This is a genomic window from Vagococcus coleopterorum, assembly GCF_011303955.1.
GTDB classification, from domain to species: Bacteria; Bacillota; Bacilli; order Lactobacillales; family Vagococcaceae; genus Vagococcus_D; species Vagococcus_D coleopterorum.
Genome location: NZ_CP049886.1, coordinates 352,805 through 374,409, shown reverse-complemented (window position 1 = coordinate 374,409; position 21,605 = coordinate 352,805). Strand labels below are relative to the sequence as shown.

Sequence of the window (21,605 nt, the reverse complement as noted above, 5' to 3'; positions counted from 1 at the left end):
AGTACGATGACAAATACAAAACGGTTATATTCTATCCCGTACATACTATGGTTGGTTTTATTTGTTGTAACACCTGTGTTATTAATTATTTATCAGTCGTTTAAAGGGATTGATGGTAATTTTAGTCTTGTTAACTATAAAGAGTATTTTTCGTCAACAACTTATTTGGCAATGACGTTTAACTCAGTCTGGTATGCTTTTTTAATTACGCTAGTTGTCTTATTTATTAGTTATCCGACTGCTTACTTTTTAGTTCGTACTAAACACAAACAACTTTGGTTGATGCTGATTATTTTACCAACCTGGGTTAACTTACTATTAAAAGCATACGCATTTATCGGTATTTTCAGTGCTCATGGTAGCATTAATCAATTTTTAGAAATGACAGGATTAGGCTCGCAACAAATTTTATTTACGGATTTTAGTTTTATTTTTGTAGCAGCATATATTGAGATTCCTTTTATGATAATGCCAATTTTTAATACGCTTGAAGAATTAAATCCTTCTTTAATAAGTGCCAGTCGAGATTTAGGAGCAAGTAGTTGGGAAACGTTTAGAAGAGTGATATTTCCTTTATCTATGAATGGTGTTAAAAGCGGGGTTCAAGCAGTATTTATTCCATCATTAAGTTTATTTATGTTGACTCGTTTAATTGGTGGAAACCGTGTCATTACATTAGGAACAGCGATAGAAGAGCATTTTATGGTGACTCAGAATTGGGGAATGGGTTCAACAATTGGTGTAGTTCTGATTGTAGCCATGTTAGTAATTATGTTAATAACTGGTGAAAGAAAGAAAAAAACAGGAGGTAATAAATAATGACAAAAAAGTTTAAATGGTCAAATGTCTATTTGGCATTTGTATTTTTGCTATTATATCTCCCGATTTTTTATTTAATTTTCTATTCTTTTAATGCAGGTGGTACGATGACAGAATTTACAGGTGTGACTTTTGAACATTATCTAAATGTTTTTTCGGATCGACGTTTAATCGGGATAGTACTAAATACATTCTTATTAGCTTTTTTATCTGCGCTGATCGCGACAGTGATTGGTACATTTGGAGCTATGATGATTTACTATACAAAGCAACGAAAAAAACGTAATGCGCTATTAAGCTTTAACAATATTTTGATGGTCTCACCTGATGTTATTATAGGTGCTAGTTTTTTGATTTTCTTTACATTTTTAGGGTTTAAACTAGGATTTTTATCAGTGCTATTATCACATGTTGCCTTCAGTATTCCGATTGTTGTTTTAATGGTTTTGCCCAAGCTGAAAGAGATGAACCATTCAATGGTTGATGCAGCTAAAGATTTAGGCGCTAGTAGTTGGCAAGTGATTAGAAAAGTTATTCTCCCTTTTATCACACCAGGTATTATTGCAGGTTATTTTATGGCCTTCACGTATTCCTTAGATGATTTTGCTGTGACGTTCTTTGTGACAGGTAACGGCTTTAGTACGTTGGCGGTTGAAATATATTCTCGAGCTAGACAGGGTGTTAGTTTAGAGATAAATGCCTTAAGCGCCCTATTGTTTTTATTCTCAATCTTATTAGTAGCAGGTTATTATTTTATTACAAAAGAGTCACATAGTAAAAAAGGCAAACAAACTCAACGACCAGTTGGAAAGGGGTTGAGTTAGCATGAATAAGTTAAGAAGTTTAGTCATTGGGATTTTATTTATTATTCTTATTTTATTTTTTGGTAATCAAGCATTGGAAAAGTCACAAGGTTATACAGCTAATAATATTTTGACAGTCTATAACTGGGGAGATTATATCGATCCATCTTTAATTACTAAGTTTGAAGATCAAACAGGTTATAAAGTTCGGTATGAAACATTTGATTCTAATGAAGCCATGTTTACAAAAATTCAACAAGGTGGTACGGGCTACGACATCGCTATTCCTAGTGAGTACATGATTCAAAAAATGATGAAAGAAAAATTGTTATTACCGATTGATAAAAATAAATTAATCGGACTTGAAAATATTTCGGAACAATTTTTAAATCAAGAATTTGATCCAGAAAATAATTATTCTATTCCTTATTTTTGGGGAACGTTAGGAATAATTTATAATGATAAATTTATTGATTCAAAAAACATGACATCTTGGGATGATTTATGGCGTCCGGAGTTAAGAAATAATTTAATGTTAATTGATGGTGCCCGTGAAGTTTTGGGGTTATCGTTAAATAGTGTAGGGAACAGTTTGAACAGTAAAAATGAAACAGAATTAATTAACGCTAAAATAAAATTAATGGATTTAGTCCCAAACGTGAAAGCGATTGTGGCAGATGAAATTAAAATGTATATGATAAATGAAGAAAGTGCAGCTGCCGTATCATTTTCTGGAGAAGCAGCAGAAATGTTAGAAAACAATTCACATTTACATTATGTTATCCCAGAAGAAGGTTCGAACTTATGGTTTGATAACATTGTTATTCCAAAAACAGCACAGAACATTGAAGGGTCATATGCATTTATCAATTTTATGTTAGAACCAGAGAATGCAGCAATCAATGCGGAGTACATTGGGTATGCCACACCGAATAAAAAATCTTTGGAATTACTACCAAAAGAAATGACATTGGATGAGCAGTTTTATCCAAAGGATGAACTGATTAATAAACTAGAAGTTTATGAGGATTTAGGACCAAAATATTTAGGTGTGTACAATGATTTATTCTTAGAGTTTAAGATGCACAGAAAATAATTGGATGTCTGACAATTTTGAAGCTTCCAGTCAATTAAGGTATAATAATAAAAAAGATAAGGAGTGAGTGAAATGGAAATCATCGAAAAAGCACCTGCCAAGATCAATCTAGGGTTAGATATTTTGCATAAACGTGATGATAATTATCATGAAGTAAAAATGATCATGGCAAGTGTTGATTTAGCTGACAAAGTTTCACTGACGGAATTACCAACTAGTGAAATTAAAGTGGAAACCGATTGTAGTTTTCTCCCTCTAGATGAAAAAAATCATGTCTATCAAGCTGCGAGGCTAGTGAAAGAAACTTATAATATTGAAATGGGCGTACATATTAGAATAGACAAACGCATTCCCGTTGCAGCTGGTATGGCTGGGGGAAGTAGCGATGCGGCAGCAACTCTAAGAGGATTAAACAAGCTCTGGGATTTACAACTATCCCAAGAAACGCTAGCAGAACTAGGAGCTAAAATCGGTTCGGATGTGCCATATTGCGTAGCAGGAGGAACTAAATTAGCAACAGGTCGTGGCGAAATATTATGTGATTTGTCTGATGTTCCACCTTGTTGGGTTGTGATAGTAAAACCGCCTATCAGTGTTTCAACATGGACCATTTTTACGGAATTAGACATTGCTAAACTAGGTCATCCCGACATTAAATTGTTACGAAGTAGTATCGAAAATAACGACTACCAAGAAATGATTAAACATATGGGGAATTCTTTGGAAAAAGCCACTAGTGAAAAATATCCGATTGTGGCACAGATTAAGAATAGAATGCTTGATTACGGCGCAGATGCTGCAGTAATGAGTGGAAGTGGCCCAACAGTAGTTGCGTTGTGTGATAAACACTCTAGAGCACAACGAGTTTATAATGGTGTTAAGGGTTTTTGTGACGAAGTATATTTAGTTAGAACGTTGAAAAGTTAGCCTAATGGGTTAACTTTTTTAGTTTTATTGACTTGATGTCTAAAGTGATTAGTGCTATTCTTTTAAAAGGTATTAAAACGGAAAGATTACGTTTTAGGATAGGTGGTTTCGAATGGATACACGATATATAGATGTGAGTGGTTTAAGTTTTAATTACGGAGAGGAACCCGTCTTGGAGGGTGTTTCATATCATATAAGTCCGGGTGAGTTTGTGACCTTAACTGGAGAAAATGGTGCTGCAAAGTCAACTTTGATAAAAGCGACGTTAGGTTTATTAGAACCAGCAAAAGGTAAGGTTAAAGTGGCAAAGAAAAATGCTGATGGCGAGAAATTGTCAATTGGTTACATTCCACAACAAGTTGCTTCTTTTAATGCGGGATTCCCAAGTACTGTATTGGAGTTAGTTCAATCTGGTCGTTTTCAGCGAGGGAAATGGTTTAAAAGATTATCAAAAGAAGATCAAAATCACGTTGAACGAGCATTAAAATCTGTGGATATGTGGGAAATGAGAAACAAACCTGTAGGGGCTTTATCGGGAGGGCAAAAACAAAGAATTTGTCTAGCAAGAATGTTTGCTACTGATCCGGATTTATTTGTATTGGATGAACCAACAACGGGTATGGATGAGGTTTCTCGTAATAAATTTTATGAACTATTACGACACAACGCACATGATCATGGGAAAGCGATTTTGATGGTTACTCACGATCATGAAGATATTAAAAAATATGCGGATAGAAATATTCATTTAGTTAGAAAGGAGAATACCGAATGGAGATGTTTTCATATGAGTTCATGAGAAGAGCGTTTTTAGCAGCTAGTTTTATGGCGGTTATTGCGCCTTTGTTAGGTGTTTTTCTGGTTGTTAGGCGACAATCCTTATTAGCAGATACGTTATCACATGTTTCGTTAGCGGGTATTGCATTAGGCTTTTTTATTAATATGAATCCAACAATCACAACGTTAATTGTGGTCATCATTTCAGCGGTGATTTTAGAGTACCTACGCCAAGTTTACAGCACGTATTCTGAAGTTTCGACCGCTATTCTAATGTCAGGTGGGCTTGCGTTAGCTTTGGTTTTAATGAATGCTAACAAAGGGAATTCTTCAATGAAAATCCAACAATATTTATTTGGCTCAATTGTGACAATTAGCCAATCTCAAGTGGTTATTTTAGGTATCCTATTAGCTCTATTAGTTTCAGTTTTTATTTTATTTAAGCGTCCAATGTATGTTATGACGTTTGATGAAGCAACGGCGCATGTCGATGGACTGCCGGTTAAATGGATGTCACTTTTATTTAATGTTTTAACAGGAGTGGCCATAACAGTTATGATTCCAATTGCAGGTGCCTTGTTGGTTTCAGCCATCATGGTTTTACCAGCAGCAATTGCTATGCGAATAGGGAAAGGGTTTAATCAAGTGTTGCTACTTAGTGTTATCGTAGGCTTAATTGGGATGTTAAGTGGTTTAGTGACATCTTATCAAGTAGATACTCCTCCAGGAGCAACAATCACACTTATTTTTATAGGACTCTTTATAATCGTGATGGCTATCAAGGCTGTCGTTGGTAAAATTCGGAAAGTAAGTATAAGAAAGCAGACTATGTAGTCTGCTTTTTATATTGGGAATAAATAACCGAACATTAGTTAGGAAATTATAAAAAAGACTAGGTTTTTGAGTGATTTAATCATATAATATAAAGAAGAAATAGAGAAGAGGTGGCTATTATCAAAGTCCGGAGAAGTGAACGCTTAGTTGATATGACTCAATACTTATTAGAGCATCCCCATACACTGATAACATTACCGTTTTTTGCAAAACGTTATGGTTCTGCTAAATCCTCTATTAGTGAGGACTTAGGAATTATTAAAAAAACCTTTATCGCTAGAGATAAAGGCTTCTTAGAAACGTTACCTGGGGCAGCAGGAGGAGTCAGATTTATTCCTAAAATGTCAGAATCAAGTGCCCTTGAAATAGTGGAAGAACTTTGCAAACGATTGTCAGAAAAAGATCGTTTATTGCCAGGAGGTTACGTTTATCTCTCTGATTTACTTGGAGAGCCAGAATTACTACGCCAAGTTGGGCAGATTATTGCCTCGAAATATTCTGATCAAAAGATCGATGCGGTGATGACAGTAGCGACGAAAGGTGTACCAATTGCACAAGCAGTTGCCTATCATTTGAACGTACCATTCGTGATTGTGAGACGAGATTCTAAAATTACGGAAGGTTCAACGGTTAGTGTCAATTATGTTTCTGGTTCTTCAGAAAGAATTGAGAAAATGGAACTATCAAAACGAAGCTTAAAGCGTGGGTCACGCGTGCTCGTTGTAGATGACTTCATGAAGGGTGGAGGAACAGTTAACGGAATGAAAGGTCTGATTGAAGAATTTGAATCAGAGCTTGCGGGCATAATGGTATTTGCTGAATCAACATTTAGCGGTCGTCGAATGATTGATTCTTATGACTCGCTTCTATGTGTTGAAGCCGTTGATTCACAAACAAAAACAATCAAAGTAGTTCCCGGTAACTATTTTAAATAAAATTAATGGAGGTCATGATAATGACTAAAAGATTTGCGATTATTTTAGCAGCGGGACAAGGTTCTCGTATGAAATCAAAAAAATATAAGGTATTACATGAAATTGCCGGTTATTCAATGGTTGAACATGTTATCGGTAATGTTGAAAAATTAAATCCCGAAAAAATTGTCAGTGTCGTAGGTTTTGGTGCTGAAAGTGTGAAAGAAAAATTAGGTGACCGTTGTGAATATGCTTTGCAATCAGAGCAATTAGGGACAGGTCATGCAGTCTTGATGACAAAAGAATTATTAGCGAGTGAAGAAGGGACGACATTAGTTGTTTGCGGCGATACGCCGCTAATTACGGCAGATACATTAGACGCCTTGTTCACTGAGCACGAATCAAGTAAAGCTAAAGCAACTATCTTAACAGCGCATGCTGAAAACCCATTTTCATACGGTCGCATTATTCGTAATGCTAATGGTCATGTTGAAAGAATTGTTGAGGAAAAGGATGCGAATGAATCAGAACGCCTAGTTCAAGAAATTAATACCGGAACGTTCTGTTTTGATAACAAAGCCTTGTTTGATGCTTTAGAGCAAGTTGGCAATGACAATGCTCAAGGTGAATATTATTTACCGGATGTTATCGGCATCTTACAACAACAAGGTGAAATTATTTCAGCTTATCAAATGGCAGAATTTGCAGATTCAATCGGAATTAACGATCGTATTGCATTATCTGTTGCAACAAAAACAATGCGTCAACGTATCAATCGTGAACACATGGTTAATGGTGTGACATTTGTTGATGCAGACAGTACTTATATTGATGCTGGCGTAGTCATTGGAAATGATACGGTTGTTGAAGCGGGTGCAGTCATCAAAGGCAACACTGTGATTGGTTCAAACTGCTTCATTGGAGCCCATTCGCAAATCGTGGATAGCAAACTGGGTGACGGTATTACAGTGACATCTTCTCACATTGAAGGAGCTGTGATAGGGAATGGCAGTGATGTTGGACCATTTGGACGTTTACGTCCGGGAGCTGTTTTGGCAGAGAATGTTCATATTGGTAACTTTGTAGAGGTTAAAAATGCCCAAATTGCAAATGGATCAAAAGTCGGGCACTTAACATATATTGGAGATGCTGATTTAGGTAAGAATGTAAATGTTGGTTGTGGCACAGTGTTTGTTAATTATGATGGCAAAGCAAAACATCAATCAGTTATTGGAGATAATGTCTTCCTAGGATGTCATACAAGTATTGTTTCACCTGTTAATGTTGGTGATGGAGCATTTACTGCAGCAGGATCAACGATTACTAAAGATGTTCCAGCTGATTCATTAGCGATTGCGCGTTCGGAACAAGTCAATAAAGAAGGATATGCTAAAAAACTACCATATTCTAATTAAAATATCGGTCTAGACTTGATTTAAGTCTCAAAAATGGCTACTATTTAGATGTAAACTATTTCCTTATAAAGAAAGCGGAGGGCCCCATGTCAAAACATTACTTTGATCCAAGATTGAAAATATTTGCATTGAACTCAAACAAGAAATTAGCTGAGAAGATTGCTGATGCAGTAGGAGTAGAACTAGGAAAATCATCTGTAAACCAATTTAGTGATGGAGAAATCCAAATTAACATCGAAGAAAGTATTCGTGGCGACCATGTTTACTTAATTCAATCAACAAGTTATCCAGTCAATGATAACTTAATGGAATTACTAATTATGATTGACGCTTTAAAACGTGCAAGTGCGAAAACAATCAATATTGTTATGCCATATTACGGCTACGCTAGACAAGACCGTAAAGCTCGTTCACGTGAGCCAATCACAGCTAAATTAGTTGCTAATATGTTAACGGCAGCAGGAGCAAATCGCGTGTTAGCGTTAGATTTACACGCTTCACAAATTCAAGGATTCTTTGATATCCCAGTTGACCATCTAATGGCAGCACCATTGCTAGCAGATTACTTTGTTGAGCATGGTTATGTAGGAGAAGACACAGTTGTTGTATCACCTGACCATGGCGGTGTAACACGTGCGCGTAAATTAGCTGAGTTCTTGAAAGCGCCGATTGCAATTATTGATAAACGCCGTCCAAAAGCAAACGTTGCTGAAGTGATGAATATTATTGGTAATGTAAAAGGAAAAAAATGTATCTTAATTGATGATATGATTGATACGGCAGGAACGATTACGTTAGGAGCACAGGCGTTGAAGGATGAAGGCGCTGTTGAAGTGTTGGCTTGTTGTACACATCCAATTTTCTCAGGTCCAGCTTTTGAACGTTTAGAGGCTTCACCAATTGAAAAAGTTATCGTAACAGATTCGATTTATCTTTCAGATGAGCGTCGTACTGATATGATTGAAGAAGTGAGTGTAGGAGCGTTAATTGGAGATGCTATTAAACGTATTCATGAAAATAAACCAGTTAGCCCGCTATTCGAACAAAAAAAGAAAAAGTAAAGTAACATAAAAAAAGCTAAGTGCATTCGCACCTAGCTTTTTTATGTTACTCATTATTTTTTAGATAATAGATCTCTAATTTCAGTTAATAATTCTTCTTGAGTTGGAGCAGCTGGTTCTTCCGCAGCAACCTCTTCTTCTTGTTTGATCGCACTTGATTGAACTTTATTTACACCTTTAACTAACATGAAAACAACAAACGCTGTAATGAAGAATGCAATAATTCCTGAAATAACCATTCCGTATTTAAAATCAACGCCATTGAATGTAAATTCTAATTTACCGACATTTTCAACGCCAAAAGCACTAATAACTAACCCAACTAGTGGTGTGATAAGACCTTCAACAATTGATGTTACGATTGCAGTGAATGCACCACCAACAACAACCCCGACAGCCATATCCATAACATTTCCACGTGAAATAAATTCTTTAAACTCTTTAATCATAATAAAAAATCTCCTTTTTCTTTTAATACCTATTATTATAACTAAAAACTTTCAAAAGTTAAAGTTTTAAGAGGTGCGAGCAATGATAAGAATCTATAATATAAGTGTGACATGTGCTATCATAAAATAAGTTGAAGTTAATAATTTAAGAAGTTTAAAGAATGCTTTGTCAGGAGAATATAAATGAATTATCAGTTAAAAAAAGGTGTTAATTTACACGTTGTACCTACAAAAAAATATAAAACAATTCGAGTGATGATTCGTTTTGGAACTGATTTATCCGTAGAAAAAATAAATCAGCGCACATTATTATCAAGCTTGTTAGAAACAAATTCAAAAAAATATCCTTCTCAACAAGAGATGAACGAATTTTTGGCAGATTTATATGGAACTAGTTTTGGAGCGGCTGTTGGTCGGAAAGGTGATCGTCACTATTTAAGTGTCGTGTTAAATACAGTGAATGAAAAATATTTGGCATCAAAAGAGCCAGTGTTAAAAATAGCATTTGATTTTATAAATGAGGTTATTTTTCATCCGAATGTTAAAAACGGCAAATTTGATGACGAAACCTTTAATCGTGAAAAAGAAAACCTTGTGGAGTATATTTCATCCGTAAATGATGATAAACAAAGTCAGGCAGCGCTTAAAGTACAGAAATTATATTTTGAGGATTCTTTAGAACAAGGGATGGCAAGTTTTGGTTCTAGTAGTGGTGTGGCAGCATTAACAGCGGATGCATTATATAGCTATTATCAAGAAATGCTTGAACTTGATGAAATCGATATTTTTGTATTAGGCGATGTTGATCCGTTAGAAGTGCGTGAATTATCTAAGGTTTTTGGTTTTACAGATCGAGAAGAAATCTCTGGCTCAGGATTATACAAAACCAGGAATATTCGTGAAGTAATTGAAAAAACAGATGAATTACCAGTTTCACAAGCAAAACTCAACCTAGCATATCAAACAGGTGTTTTTTATCATGAAAAAGATTATTTCCCATTGATTGTGTTTAATGGTTTATTCGGAGGTTTCCCGCATTCTAAGTTATTTATGAATGTCCGTGAAAAAGAAAGTATGGCCTACTATGCGTCAAGCAGCTTAGATACGTTCAGAGGATTTTTGACAGTTCAAACAGGAATTGAGTCAAAAAATAAGAATAAGGTAGTGGATTTAATCACTGTTCAATTGGATTCATTAATTGCAGGCGAGATTACAGCTGAAGAATTATCTCAAACAAAAGAAATGTTGAAAAATCAATATGTGTCTTCCTTGGATAATCCGGCATCCGTTTTGGAGTCAGAATTCATTAAAATTAAGTATCCGCAATCAGATATTACTCAAAGTAAATGGATGGAACAAGTTGAGTCGGTAACAACAGCTGACGTTGCTGATATTGCCCGAAAAATAAAATTACAAATTGTTTATTTCATGAAGGGAGAAGAATAGATGAACAAAGTTGAAAATAAAAACCTTGATGAAGTATATTACTGTGATGTTTTAGAAAATGGGTTGCAAGTGACAATTGTTCCCAAAGAATCCTTTTCAAAATCCTACGCTTTATTTACGACAAATTACGGCTCAATAGATAATTCTTTTGTACCATTAGGAGAATCGAATGTAACAGCTGTCCCAGATGGAATTGCTCACTTTTTAGAACACAAATTATTTGAAAAAGAAACGGGTGATATCTTCCAAGTCTTTGGGCAACAAGGAGCTTCGGCAAATGCTTTTACTAGTTTTACAAGAACGAGTTACTTATTTTCATGTACAGAGGGATTCGAAGCGAATCTAAAAACATTATTGGACTTTGTTCAAGAACCGTATTTTACTGAAGAAACAGTGGAAAAAGAGAAAGGCATTATTGCACAAGAAATCCAAATGTATCAAGATGACCCGAACTGGCGTCAGTTTTTTGGAGTGATAGGTAATTTATACCCGAATCATCCTTTAAGTATTGACATAGCAGGGACAGTGAAGAGCATTCAAACAATCACAGCCGAACATTTACATACTTGTTATCAAACCTTTTACCATCCGAGCAACATGAATTTAGTAGTTGTTGGAAATGTTAACCCTGAGGAAACAATTGCGTTAGTTAAGAATAATCAGAGCGAGAAAGAGTTTTTGCAAATAAAAGGAATCGAAAGAAGATTTCCGCCATTTGATAAAAAAAATGTCATACCAAAAAATCGCATTCAAATGGATGTCAATCGTTCTAAAGTAAGTATTGGTATAAAAGGGAATCACGAAAATATTAGTCAAGAAAATCGAGTGCTTTACCAAGCGGCTGCAAATCTATTGTGTCAATTATTATTTGGAGATACATCGACACATTATCAAACTTTATATGACCAAGGTTTAATTGACGATACATTTGGATTCGAGTTTACTTTAGACCGTGAATTTTGTTTTGCGGACTTCGGAGGAGATACGAATCGTCCTGAGGAGTTAGCTAGTAGCATTAAAGAAATTTTATTAGGTGCAGCGACAGATGAAAATTTAAATAGCCAACATTTAGATTTGTTGAAGAGAAAAGCGACAGGGAAATTTTTGCAGTCTTTAAATTCCTTAGAATACATTGCGACGAAATTAAGTCAGTTACCAGGTAATGAAAAAGCATTATTTGAATACGTTGCAATGATTGATTCAATTCAATTGGATGATATAAAAATGATTGCTCAAGAACTTTTTGTAAGTGACTTAATGACAGAATTTTATATTGACCCGCTTGAGTCTTTAAATAAAAAGTAAAAGTTGTTTAGTATGTGATTAAAATATTACGCAAATCATTAAATTTATGATAAAGTGATAACTAACTGACAGTTTAGTGCTGTTTATATAATCAAAAGAAAGCAGGTGAAATCGTGGAGACAATTGGAGACATTTTAAAAACGGCAAGAATGAGGAGAGGTTTAACAATTGAAGAACTTCAACAATCAACTAAAATTCAAAAAAGGCATTTAGTCTCGATTGAAAAAAACGATTTCGAAGCGTTGCCTGGACCCTATTATGCAAGAACTTTCATTCGTCAATATGCAGCAGAGGTGGGTGTTGATGGAAGTTACTTAATTAGTATGTATGAAGGCGATAAAAAACCTGCTGTCAATAAAGAAACACCGCTGTCAACTAGGACAGAAACAAGCATTGAAAAACCCGTTAATAGAAATGTTGAAGTGGTGAAAAGTAATCTTCCCCTTGCAGTTTTATTTTTTTCTGCGGTACTGATTATTTTAGGTATTGGGTACTTCACTCTGAAGGACGGTAACGATCAACCGATGATTACGCCACCCAAAGAAATTGTGACAGAAACGAAAGTGGAAGATGAAAAAACGAAAGAAACATCTAAAGAGACCGAAGAGGAAAAAGAACCAAAAGAGAAGAACACAGAATCGCTTACTATTAATTATCTTGGGACAGAAGGCTACGCAAGTAATTTTTCAATTGCTAATGTTGAAAAAGATATCGACTTGGAATTAGAGGCGGTTAATGAAACGTGTTGGGTTGGTATCCAAGTAAATGGCGAATATGTTCATGATGAAATGCTTGAACCAGGAAAGAAATCAAGTTATACCTTTAAAGATAAACCTGCTACAGTTGCGGTAGTTGTTGGTAATGTCAGCAATATGAAAGTAAAAATGAATGGTAAAGACGTTGATTATAACCCTGAAAAAGAAGTAGCCGTAAAAAAAGATGTGAACTTTTCAATTACATATAAATAATGAATACTATAGAAAAAGGGTGGATTTACCGTGAACTTACCAAATAGATTAACAGTTTTAAGAATTTTAATGATTCCGTTATTTTTGATTATTGCTAGTGAAAAATTATTTTTTGGTAATATGACAATTTTAGGGACAGAGCTACCAATTAATCAATTCATTGCAATGCTTATTTTTGCAGGTGCGAGTATCACTGATTGGTTGGATGGAGTGATTGCAAGATCTCAAGGGCTAGTTACGAACTTCGGGAAATTTGCGGATCCTCTAGCTGATAAAATGCTAGTAATGTCAGCCTTTATCGTATTGGTTGGACAAAATAAAATTGCACCATGGATTGTTGCGGTGATTGTCTGCCGTGAATTAGCAGTTACAGGGTTACGTTTATTGTTAGTTGAAGATGGAGAGGTCATGGCAGCTGCTTGGCCTGGAAAGGTTAAGACGGCAACACAAATGTTAGCCATTATTTTCCTACTTCTTAACAACGCTCCATTCCAAGCGATCGGTTTTCCTTTTGCGACAATCTTAGTATATATTTGCTTATTCTTTACAGTATACTCAGGTGTGGATTACTTTATTAAAAATAGTCATGTGTTTAAAGATTCAATGTAAAAGCCTGTGCGGATAAAATTCCGCTCAGGCTTTTTTTTATTTGCCTATGATATAATTAAATGAAGATATGAAAGAGTAGAGAACATTTATAAGTAAGGGCGTGTTGATTTTGAAAACAGAAATTATAGCAGTAGGAACAGAATTATTACTCGGACAAACGGTAAATACAAACGCCACCTTTTTATCACAAGAGTTAGCACAGATTGGTTATGAAGTTTATTATCAAAGTGTCGTTGGAGATAATGAAAGTAGAATATCAGAACTTCTAGAAATCGCTGTTGATAGAAGTGAGCTGGTTATTTTGTGTGGAGGACTAGGGCCAACGGAAGATGATTTAACTAAACAAGCTGTTGCTAACTATATAGGGACGAAGTTACGAACAGATGATGACGCACTTGAAAAACTCACGCGACGAATCCAGTCTGCTGGCCGTGTCTTAACAGAAAATAACATTAAACAAGCTCAGTATATAGAGGGCGGTGAAGTTATTAAAAATGATCGCGGTTTGGCAATCGGTTCATTAACTAAATATAAGAATGTTTATTTCTTATTACTTCCTGGGCCGCCTTCTGAATTGAAACCAATGGTAAAAACGCATGTTATTCCCAAATTAATAGAGCTATTGCCAAATCAGAATTTGTTAACGTCAAAAGTTTTGAGGTTTTATGGGTTGGGAGAATCAGGAATCGCAGATAAATTGAACGATTTAATTGTTGCTCAAACTAATCCAACGATTGCACTCTACGCCAAAGAAAATGAAGTAACGCTAAGATTAACTGCAAAAGGCATCTTAGAAAAAGAAAATTTAGCATTAATCCAACCGTTGGAACAAGAAATAATCGCTCGCCTAAAAGAGTACTTTTATGGTTACGGTGAGGAAAACAGCTTGAGTCAAGAGTTGTTTAAACTTATTCCTAAAGAATCTATCATCAGAATAGAAGATTATTTTACCGAAGGTCGGTTAGGTTTAAGTTGGCAAAAGGTAATTACTTCTCAAGCCTCTGGAGTAAAATTATTTAATCAAAATAGTAACGATGAACTTGTTTTGGTAGATAAATCGGGTGATATAGTTCCTAAACCATACACAACAACTACTATTAAAAAAATCTATTCAGATGACTTATCCGCTCCAAGTGGAGACATCCATATAACGGTTCTAGGTGACCAATATTTAGAAAAGAGTGGACAGTTTTACGAAGCTGAAGTGTGGGCGATTATTAGTCTAAATCAAGAGATATTTATAAAAAAATCAATTTTTGCGAACAATTATGATTCTGTAAAAAATCAATCAACTCTTGATATTACTGCATTTCTTCTTTCTGTTTTAAAAGAACAAGAACAAAAAGCGAACAAACATTCGCAAAATGCTTGATTTTTAAAAATAAAAAAAGTATGATTAGTTTAACAAAGAACTTCGGAAACGAAGAAGGAGGATTTATAAATGGCAGATGATCGTAAAGTAGCATTAGATGCTGCGTTGAAAAAAATAGAAAAAAACTTCGGTAAAGGTTCAATTATGAAGCTTGGTGAAAAAGTGGATACACAAGTACAAACAATCCCAAGTGGTTCGTTGGCACTGGATGTTGCTTTGGGTGTAGGTGGTTATCCACGCGGGCGTATTGTTGAAATTTACGGACCAGAAAGTTCGGGTAAAACAACTGTGGCGTTACATGCGATTGCAGAAGTTCAAAAACAAGGTGGTACAGCAGCGTTTATCGATGCCGAGCATGCTTTGGATCCAGCTTATGCCGAAAAACTAGGCGTTAACATTGATGAGCTATTATTATCACAACCAGACACAGGGGAGCAAGGTTTAGAAATTGCTGACGCTTTAGTATCCAGTGGAGCAATTGATATTGTGGTTATCGACTCGGTAGCTGCTTTAGTACCTCGTGCGGAAATTGATGGCGAAATGGGTGACTCTCACGTAGGGTTACAAGCTCGTTTAATGTCTCAAGCTCTTAGAAAATTATCAGGTTCTATTAATAAAACAAAAACAATTGCGTTATTTATTAACCAAATTCGTGAAAAAGTTGGCGTTATGTTTGGTAATCCAGAAATTACACCGGGTGGGCGAGCTCTTAAATTCTATGCGACTGTTCGTTTAGAAGTTCGTCGTGCTGAGCAATTGAAAAATGGCACGGATATTATTGGTAATAGAACAAAAGTTAAAGTAGTAAAAAATAAAGTTGCGCCACCATTCAAAGTAGCAGAAGTTGATTTGATGTATGGTGAAGGTATTTCTAAAGCAGGGGAACTTTTAGATATGGCATCAGATCGTGATATCGTAGATAAAAGTGGTGCATGGTACTCTTATAAAGAAGAACGAATTGGTCAAGGTCGTGAAAATGCTAAAAAATATATCATGGATCATCCAGATATGTTTGCCGAAATTGAACAGCGTGTTCGTAATGAGTATGGTATTGGTGAAGAAGTTGCTGATGAAACAACGGAAACCGAAGCTGAATAGGTTAAAAGCTATCCTTTGTGGTAGCTTTTTTTATTTACTGTGAATCTGTGAAACACGCATAAAATCAAGGGGTTTCAGATATTTCAAGTTGACACACTGCCCTTATAATATTAGAATGAATGTTGTATAAGTTATTATTTATACATAGTTTTCAACAAATATGCATGTAGGGCATATTGATAAGGTATAAAGGTTTTTATCAACTAAAAAACTACAAATAGATAGGAAAGTTGGAGGTGTCCGTATGGGACTATCAGCAATTCTCGCTATCGTCGGTTTAATTGTCGGACTTCCAGTAGGGTTTGTTGCTTCAAATTCACGTCACAAAAATGCTGTGAATGGTGCGCAAAATTCAGCAGTTACAATCGTTGAAGGTGCTAAAAAAGAAGCAGTTACACTTAAAAAGGAAGCTCTATTAGAAGCTAAAGAAGAGAATCAAAAATATCGTCTTGAAATTGAAAGTGAACTTAAAGAACGTCGTGAAGAAGTAAAAATGCAAGAAACTCGTCTATTACAAAGAGAAACAAATCTTGATCGCAAAGATGAAACTCTAGTAAAACGTGAACGTTCACTTGAAGAGAAAGAAGAAAAGTTAGATTCTAAACACAAGTTAATTGGCGAACGTGAGACAGAGATTACCGTATTAATTGAGGAACGTCAAAAAGAATTAGAAAAAGTTAGTGAATTATCAAGAGAAGAAGCCAAAAGTATTATCATGCAAACGATGGAAGATGAGTTAGCTCATGAATCTGCCGTTATGATTAAAGAAAATGAACGTAAAGTTAAAGAAGAAGCAGATCGTAATGCTAAAAACATCTTGTCTCTTGCGATGCAACGTTGTGCAGGTGATCAAGTGTCAGAAGCCACAGTTTCGGTTGTTAACTTACCTAACGATGAAATGAAAGGTCGTATTATTGGTCGTGAAGGTCGTAATATTAGAACTTTAGAAACGTTAACAGGTATTGACTTGATCATTGATGATACGCCGGAAGCGGTGGTATTATCAGGTTTTGATCCAATTCGTCGTGAGATTGCAAGAATTGCATTAGAAAAATTAATCCAAGACGGCCGAATTCATCCTGCTCGTATTGAAGAAATGGTGGAAAAAGCGCGTAAAGAAATGGATGAAACGATTCGTGAATATGGTGAAAATGCTGCCTTTGAGGTTGGTGCTCATTCATTACATCCAGATTTAATTAAAATTATGGGTCGTATGCGTTTCCGTACAAGCTATGGTCAGAACGTATTAAATCATTCGATCGAAGTTGCTAAGTTGACAGCGTCTCTTGCAGCGGAGCTAGGTGAGGATGTTGAATTAGCTAAGCGTGCTGGATTCTTACATGATATTGGTAAGGCGTTAGACCGTGAAGTTGAAGGCTCGCATGTTGAAATTGGAACAGAGCTAGCTAAAAAATACAAAGAACACCCAGTTGTGATTAATGCGATTGCATCACATCATGGCGATACTGAAGCGACATCAGTTATTTCAGTTCTTGTGGCAGCAGCCGATGCTTTATCAGCTGCCCGTCCAGGAGCACGAAGTGAATCACTTGAAAACTATATTAAGCGTTTAGAACGTTTGGAAGGTATTTCAAATGACTTCCCTGGTGTTGATTCAAGTTTTGCTATTCAAGCAGGTCGTGAAGTTCGTGTCATGGTTAAACCTGACCAAATTTCTGATGATGAAGCGACATTGTTAGTTCGTAAAATTCGCAAACGTATTGAGGATGAACTGGATTATCCAGGACACATCAAAGTGACGGTTGTTCGTGAAACCCGATCAGTAGATTACGCAAAATAATCTTTTAAAAGGTAGAAGAATCTAATTCTTCTATCTTTTTTTATTGACACGATTTCTTTCAATTACCTTGAAAACTTGTTAAAATGGTAAAAGATATTAAAGAGAAGAGGATGCTGCAATGCGCTTATTATTTGTAGGAGATGTCGTCGGTTCAATGGGTCGCGATACGGTAACGGAATATTTACCAAAGTTAAAAAAGAAATATAGACCTCAAGTTACTATTTTAAATGGTGAGAATGCTGCTGCGGGCAGAGGGATTACTGAAAAAATTTATAAAAAATTCTTACAAGATGGCGTAGATGTCGTAACGCTAGGAAACCATACATGGGATAATCGAGATATTTTTGAATTTATTGATGATGCTAAAAAAATGATTAGACCAGCCAACTTTCCAGAAACAACGACTCCGGGAAAAGGGATTGTTTATGTGAAAGTCAATGCAGTGGAACTTGCGGTTATTAATTTACAAGGTCGGACATTTATGGTTGATCTTGATGATCCCTTTAAGAAAATTGAAGAAATGGTAGAAGAAGCACGTAAACGGACGCCGTTAATCTTTGTTGATTTTCATGCGGAAACAACAAGTGAAAAACAAGCAATGGGTTGGTTTTTAGATGGTCATGTTTCGGCAGTTGTCGGTACGCATACGCATGTTCAAACGAATGATGCTCATGTCTTGCCAGGAGGCACAGCCTATCTGACAGATGTAGGGATGACTGGACCGTATGATGGGATTTTAGGAATGAAGCGGGATGCAGTAATTGGTAAATTTAGAACAGCCTTGCCACATCGGTTTGAAGTGGTTGAACAAGGGCGTTCTAACCTATCCTACTGTGTGATTGAGTTAGATGATCAAACGGGAAAAGCTAAAAGTATTCAAGTGGGTCAAGTAAACGAAGATACGCCATTTAAAGATTAAAAAAGGAGATGACACAATGACGATTGCGGAAGAATTTGAAAAGAATCCACAAGTAGCAGATGCGTTAGCTAACGTTCTTGAGAAGTTAGAAGCAAATTCAGTCATTAAAGAATTTCGTGACATCTCAAAAAAAGTTGAAGATCATGAAGGGTTACGTCAGTTGACGGAGCGAATTAAGGTTGAACAAAAAAATGCAGTTCAGTGTGCTCACTATGGGAAACCAGAAGCGGAAAAACTAGCCAAACAAGAAGCTGATCGACTAACAGAAGAATTTGATCAGCATCCGCTAGTGATTCGCTATCGTGAAAAGTTAGTTGAAGCAAATGATTTATTACAGCATTTAACAAATAAAATCGAACGTGATTTTAATGATCAATTAGAAGAAAAATTAGATGATCTAGACAATTTAGGAAAGGAGGCAAAATAATGCCGCAAAAAACAAAGCACACACCAATGATGGAACAGTATTTTAATATTAAGGCGGATTATGAAGATGCCTTCTTGTTTTATCGTTTAGGAGACTTCTATGAAATGTTCTATGATGATGCAATTAAGGCATCTCAAATTTTAGAGTTAACTCTGACAAGTCGTAATAAAAATGCCGATGATCCAATTCCAATGTGTGGTATTCCTCATCACGCAGCAGCAGGCTATATTGATACTTTAATTGATAAAGGTTATAAGGTTGCCCTATGCGAACAAGTTGAAGATCCCCGTGAAACAAAAGGGATGGTCAAACGTGAGGTAGTTCAGTTAATTACACCAGGGACTGTGATGGCATCTAAAGGGTTATCAGCAAAAGAAAATAATTATTTAAGTGCAATTGTATGGGATGCTCAAACGAACCATTTTGGATTTTCCTATGCAGATTTAAGTACGGGGGAATTGAAAGCGGCTGTCTTGGCGACGCCAGACAGTGTTGTTAATGAAGCATCAGCTATTCAAACAAAGGAAATTATTTTAGGTAGTGAAATACCTGATTCGTTGAAAGAAATCCTTGCTCAACGTTTGAATGTAGTTTTTTCTACTCAAGAAAATGAGTTAGTAAGTTCAGAACTGAGTTATTTAGTAGCGAACATTGACAGTGATTTGACAAAGGCTGCAAGTATCAAGCTATTAACTTATTTATCAGAAACTCAAAAACGTAGTTTGGGTCATTTACAACAAGTGCAAGAGTATCAACCTGCTGATTACTTAAAGATGGATCATTATTCTAAATTTAATTTAGAACTGGCTCAATCAATCAGAACCGGTAAAAAACAGGGGACACTCCTTTGGTTACTAGATGAAACTAAAACAGCTATGGGTGGTCGATTATTAAAACAGTGGTTAGACCGACCACTAATTGATGAGAAAGCCATTGTTAAACGTCAAAATATGGTCCAAAGTCTTTTGGATTCATTCTTTGAGCGTGCGGATATTCAAGAAAATTTAACTAAAGTTTATGACTTGGAACGGTTGGCAGGACGAATTGCCTTTGGCAGTGTAAATGGACGCGACTTAATTCAATTGAAGACATCATTAAATCAAGTACCAGTCGTAGAGCAACTAGTTCGAGGAATTGATCAAGGGCAGTGGACGGGACTGTTAGAAGATTTAGATCCAGTAGCAGATGTTGCTGATTTAATTGAGCGTGCGATTAATGAAGAGGCGCCGTTAACAATCACTGAAGGTTCAGTGATAAAAAATGGTTATAATGAACAGTTAGATGTCTATCGAGAAGCAATGACAAACGGCAAGCAATGGTTGGCGGAGCTAGAAGCTAAAGAACGTGAAGCCACAGGCATTAAAACGTTAAAAATTGGCTTTAATCGAGTCTTTGGTTATTTTATTGAAGTATCTAAAGGACAAATTAATAATGTGCCAGAAGGACGCTATGAACGCAAACAAACTTTATCTAACGCTGAACGATTTATTACACCGGAATTGAAAGAAACAGAACGATTGATTTTAGAGGCGGAAGAGAAATCTAAAGGATTAGAGTATCAATTATTTATCCAAGTCCGTGATCAAATTAAATCAGCGATTAGTCGCATTCAAGTTTTAGCACATGGGATTGCCACTGTCGATGTCTTACAAAGTTTTGCAACGGTTAGTGAGAAGTATGGTTATGTACGACCGACATTGACTAGTCAAAGCAGAGATTTGGAACTTATTGAAGGTCGTCATCCAGTCGTAGAAAAAGTAATGGGGCATCAAGAGTATGTTCCGAACAGTGTTGAGCTTCCAAAAGGGACAGATATTATGTTGATTACCGGACCAAATATGTCGGGTAAGAGTACATATATGCGTCAATTAGCCTTAACAGTTATCATGGCTCAAATGGGTTGTTTCGTACCGGCTGAAAAAGCCAATATGCCAATTTTCGATCAAATATTTACGAGAATCGGGGCGTCGGATGATTTAATTTCTGGTCAAAGTACATTTATGGTAGAAATGATGGAAGCCAATGAAGCATTACGGCACGCAACTCCTCAAAGTTTAATTTTATTTGATGAAATTGGTCGAGGTACAGCCACATATGATGGGATGGCTTTAGCTGAAGCGATTATTCATTATATTCATCGACATGTCCATGCCAAAACCCTATTTTCAACGCATTACCATGAGTTAACAATGTTAGAAAATAGTCTGGATAATTTAATTAATTGTCATGTGGGTGCAGTTGAAAAAGATGGTGAAGTTGTATTCCTGCATAAAATGCTAGCGGGTCCTGCTGATAAGAGCTACGGAATCCATGTAGCTAAATTAGCAGGCTTACCAACAGAATTATTAACACAAGCTAGCCAAATATTGAATGCTTTAGAAAATGGCACTCACCTATCCGAGGAAGATCTTTCAGTAGAGGTTTCTCAGTTAGATTTATTCGCAGGGCAAGATCAAACAAATAATGATGTTATTTGCGACTTGAACGCATTGGACTTAACAACAATGACACCTCTTGAGGCGTTGAACGCGTTAAATGATTTGCAGAAAAAAATGACAAAATAAT

20 protein-coding genes are annotated in these 21,605 nt (G+C 35.9%); 19 read left to right on the top strand and 1 reads right to left on the bottom strand.

Annotated features, from left to right (window positions below; all coding sequences use genetic code 11):
* The first annotated feature begins 6 nt into the window (after positions 1 to 6).
* The 9 genes from G7081_RS01800 (at position 7) to G7081_RS01760 (ending at position 8,646) form a co-directional block, all read left to right on the top strand.
* A complete protein-coding gene (locus G7081_RS01800) occupies positions 7 to 819 on the top strand; it encodes an ABC transporter permease (RefSeq protein WP_166006884.1) in 813 nt (270 codons plus the stop codon).
* Positions 819 to 1,643, top strand: coding sequence for an ABC transporter permease (locus G7081_RS01795; protein WP_166006882.1), 825 nt, complete (start codon positions 819 to 821; stop codon positions 1,641 to 1,643). The genes G7081_RS01800 and G7081_RS01795 overlap by 1 nt, the downstream gene beginning before the upstream one ends.
* Before the next feature lies 1 nt (position 1,644).
* Positions 1,645 to 2,718: an ABC transporter substrate-binding protein gene (locus G7081_RS01790; RefSeq protein ID WP_166006881.1), complete on the top strand. Its 1,074-nt coding sequence runs from the start codon at positions 1,645 to 1,647 to the stop codon at positions 2,716 to 2,718.
* Positions 2,719 to 2,790: 72 nt separating this feature from the next.
* Positions 2,791 to 3,645 carry a 4-(cytidine 5'-diphospho)-2-C-methyl-D-erythritol kinase gene (ispE, locus tag G7081_RS01785; protein WP_166008364.1) on the top strand — a complete coding sequence of 285 codons (855 nt, stop codon included), beginning with the start codon at positions 2,791 to 2,793 and terminating at the stop codon, positions 3,643 to 3,645.
* Positions 3,646 to 3,757: 112 nt separating this feature from the next.
* On the top strand, positions 3,758 to 4,444 hold the full coding sequence (locus G7081_RS01780) for a metal ABC transporter ATP-binding protein (RefSeq protein WP_166006879.1): 687 nt from the start codon (positions 3,758 to 3,760) through the stop codon (positions 4,442 to 4,444).
* A complete protein-coding gene (locus G7081_RS01775) occupies positions 4,417 to 5,256 on the top strand; it encodes a metal ABC transporter permease (RefSeq protein WP_166006877.1) in 840 nt (279 codons plus the stop codon). The genes G7081_RS01780 and G7081_RS01775 overlap by 28 nt, the downstream gene beginning before the upstream one ends.
* Before the next feature lie 119 nt (positions 5,257 to 5,375).
* Positions 5,376 to 6,191 carry a pur operon repressor gene (purR, locus tag G7081_RS01770; RefSeq protein ID WP_166008363.1) on the top strand — a complete coding sequence of 272 codons (816 nt, stop codon included), beginning with the start codon at positions 5,376 to 5,378 and terminating at the stop codon, positions 6,189 to 6,191.
* A 20-nt stretch (positions 6,192 to 6,211) separates the two neighbouring features.
* On the top strand, positions 6,212 to 7,585 hold the full coding sequence (gene glmU / locus G7081_RS01765) for a bifunctional UDP-N-acetylglucosamine diphosphorylase/glucosamine-1-phosphate N-acetyltransferase GlmU (protein WP_166006876.1): 1,374 nt from the start codon (positions 6,212 to 6,214) through the stop codon (positions 7,583 to 7,585).
* Between the two features lie 86 nt (positions 7,586 to 7,671).
* Positions 7,672 to 8,646, top strand: coding sequence for a ribose-phosphate diphosphokinase (locus G7081_RS01760; RefSeq protein ID WP_166006874.1), 975 nt, complete (start codon positions 7,672 to 7,674; stop codon positions 8,644 to 8,646).
* A gap of 53 nt (positions 8,647 to 8,699) precedes the next feature.
* Here the strand turns inward: G7081_RS01760 and mscL are convergent, their stop codons facing one another.
* Entirely contained in the window at positions 8,700 to 9,095 is a 396-nt protein-coding gene (mscL, locus tag G7081_RS01755) for a large conductance mechanosensitive channel protein MscL (protein ID WP_166006872.1), read from the bottom strand.
* A gap of 183 nt (positions 9,096 to 9,278) precedes the next feature.
* Here mscL and yfmF point away from each other — a divergent pair, with 183 nt between their 5' ends.
* From yfmF to mutS, 10 genes are all read left to right on the top strand, one after another.
* Entirely contained in the window at positions 9,279 to 10,541 is a 1,263-nt protein-coding gene (gene yfmF, locus G7081_RS01750; protein ID WP_166006870.1) for an EF-P 5-aminopentanol modification-associated protein YfmF, read from the top strand.
* Positions 10,542 to 11,846: an EF-P 5-aminopentanol modification-associated protein YfmH gene (yfmH, locus tag G7081_RS01745; protein ID WP_166006868.1), complete on the top strand. Its 1,305-nt coding sequence runs from the start codon at positions 10,542 to 10,544 to the stop codon at positions 11,844 to 11,846.
* Positions 11,847 to 11,959: 113 nt separating this feature from the next.
* Positions 11,960 to 12,814, top strand: a complete 855-nt coding sequence (locus G7081_RS01740; RefSeq protein ID WP_166006866.1) for a helix-turn-helix domain-containing protein — start codon at positions 11,960 to 11,962, stop codon at positions 12,812 to 12,814.
* 69 nt (positions 12,815 to 12,883) lie between these two features.
* Positions 12,884 to 13,423, top strand: a complete 540-nt coding sequence (gene pgsA, locus G7081_RS01735; protein ID WP_420824507.1) for a CDP-diacylglycerol--glycerol-3-phosphate 3-phosphatidyltransferase — start codon at positions 12,884 to 12,886, stop codon at positions 13,421 to 13,423.
* Positions 13,424 to 13,532: 109 nt separating this feature from the next.
* Positions 13,533 to 14,795: a CinA family nicotinamide mononucleotide deamidase-related protein gene (locus G7081_RS01730; RefSeq protein ID WP_166006862.1), complete on the top strand. Its 1,263-nt coding sequence runs from the start codon at positions 13,533 to 13,535 to the stop codon at positions 14,793 to 14,795.
* Between the two features lie 69 nt (positions 14,796 to 14,864).
* Positions 14,865 to 15,893 (top strand): recombinase RecA, encoded by a 1,029-nt coding sequence (gene recA, locus G7081_RS01725; protein ID WP_166006860.1) that lies wholly within the window; start codon positions 14,865 to 14,867, stop codon positions 15,891 to 15,893.
* A 244-nt stretch (positions 15,894 to 16,137) separates the two neighbouring features.
* Positions 16,138 to 17,694 (top strand): ribonuclease Y, encoded by a 1,557-nt coding sequence (gene rny / locus G7081_RS01720; RefSeq protein WP_166006858.1) that lies wholly within the window; start codon positions 16,138 to 16,140, stop codon positions 17,692 to 17,694.
* Positions 17,695 to 17,812: 118 nt separating this feature from the next.
* Complete coding sequence (locus G7081_RS01715; protein ID WP_166006856.1) at positions 17,813 to 18,613, top strand: TIGR00282 family metallophosphoesterase; 801 nt, start codon at positions 17,813 to 17,815, stop codon at positions 18,611 to 18,613.
* A 16-nt stretch (positions 18,614 to 18,629) separates the two neighbouring features.
* A complete protein-coding gene (locus G7081_RS01710) occupies positions 18,630 to 19,040 on the top strand; it encodes a YlbF family regulator (protein WP_166006854.1) in 411 nt (136 codons plus the stop codon).
* On the top strand, positions 19,040 to 21,604 hold the full coding sequence (mutS, locus tag G7081_RS01705) for a DNA mismatch repair protein MutS (protein WP_166006852.1): 2,565 nt from the start codon (positions 19,040 to 19,042) through the stop codon (positions 21,602 to 21,604). The genes G7081_RS01710 and mutS overlap by 1 nt, the downstream gene beginning before the upstream one ends.
* Position 21,605 lies beyond the last annotated feature (1 nt).

Excerpts from the sequence above, each read along its gene's own strand:
- G7081_RS01800 (WP_166006884.1), top strand. The coding sequence starts at position 7 with ATGACAAATACAAAACGGTTATATTCTATCCCGTACATACTATGGTTG.
- G7081_RS01795 (WP_166006882.1), top strand. The coding sequence starts at position 819 with ATGACAAAAAAGTTTAAATGGTCAAATGTCTATTTGGCATTTGTATTT.
- G7081_RS01790 (WP_166006881.1), top strand. The coding sequence starts at position 1,645 with ATGAATAAGTTAAGAAGTTTAGTCATTGGGATTTTATTTATTATTCTT.
- ispE (WP_166008364.1), top strand. The coding sequence starts at position 2,791 with ATGGAAATCATCGAAAAAGCACCTGCCAAGATCAATCTAGGGTTAGAT.
- G7081_RS01780 (WP_166006879.1), top strand. The coding sequence starts at position 3,758 with ATGGATACACGATATATAGATGTGAGTGGTTTAAGTTTTAATTACGGA.
- G7081_RS01775 (WP_166006877.1), top strand. The coding sequence starts at position 4,417 with ATGGAGATGTTTTCATATGAGTTCATGAGAAGAGCGTTTTTAGCAGCT.
- glmU (WP_166006876.1), top strand. The coding sequence starts at position 6,212 with ATGACTAAAAGATTTGCGATTATTTTAGCAGCGGGACAAGGTTCTCGT.
- G7081_RS01760 (WP_166006874.1), top strand. The coding sequence starts at position 7,672 with ATGTCAAAACATTACTTTGATCCAAGATTGAAAATATTTGCATTGAAC.
- mscL (WP_166006872.1), bottom strand. The coding sequence starts at position 9,095 with ATGATTAAAGAGTTTAAAGAATTTATTTCACGTGGAAATGTTATGGAT.
- yfmF (WP_166006870.1), top strand. The coding sequence starts at position 9,279 with ATGAATTATCAGTTAAAAAAAGGTGTTAATTTACACGTTGTACCTACA.
- yfmH (WP_166006868.1), top strand. The coding sequence starts at position 10,542 with ATGAACAAAGTTGAAAATAAAAACCTTGATGAAGTATATTACTGTGAT.
- pgsA (WP_420824507.1), top strand. The coding sequence starts at position 12,884 with ATGATTCCGTTATTTTTGATTATTGCTAGTGAAAAATTATTTTTTGGT.
- recA (WP_166006860.1), top strand. The coding sequence starts at position 14,865 with ATGGCAGATGATCGTAAAGTAGCATTAGATGCTGCGTTGAAAAAAATA.
- rny (WP_166006858.1), top strand. The coding sequence starts at position 16,138 with ATGGGACTATCAGCAATTCTCGCTATCGTCGGTTTAATTGTCGGACTT.
- G7081_RS01715 (WP_166006856.1), top strand. The coding sequence starts at position 17,813 with ATGCGCTTATTATTTGTAGGAGATGTCGTCGGTTCAATGGGTCGCGAT.
- G7081_RS01710 (WP_166006854.1), top strand. The coding sequence starts at position 18,630 with ATGACGATTGCGGAAGAATTTGAAAAGAATCCACAAGTAGCAGATGCG.
- mutS (WP_166006852.1), top strand. The coding sequence starts at position 19,040 with ATGCCGCAAAAAACAAAGCACACACCAATGATGGAACAGTATTTTAAT.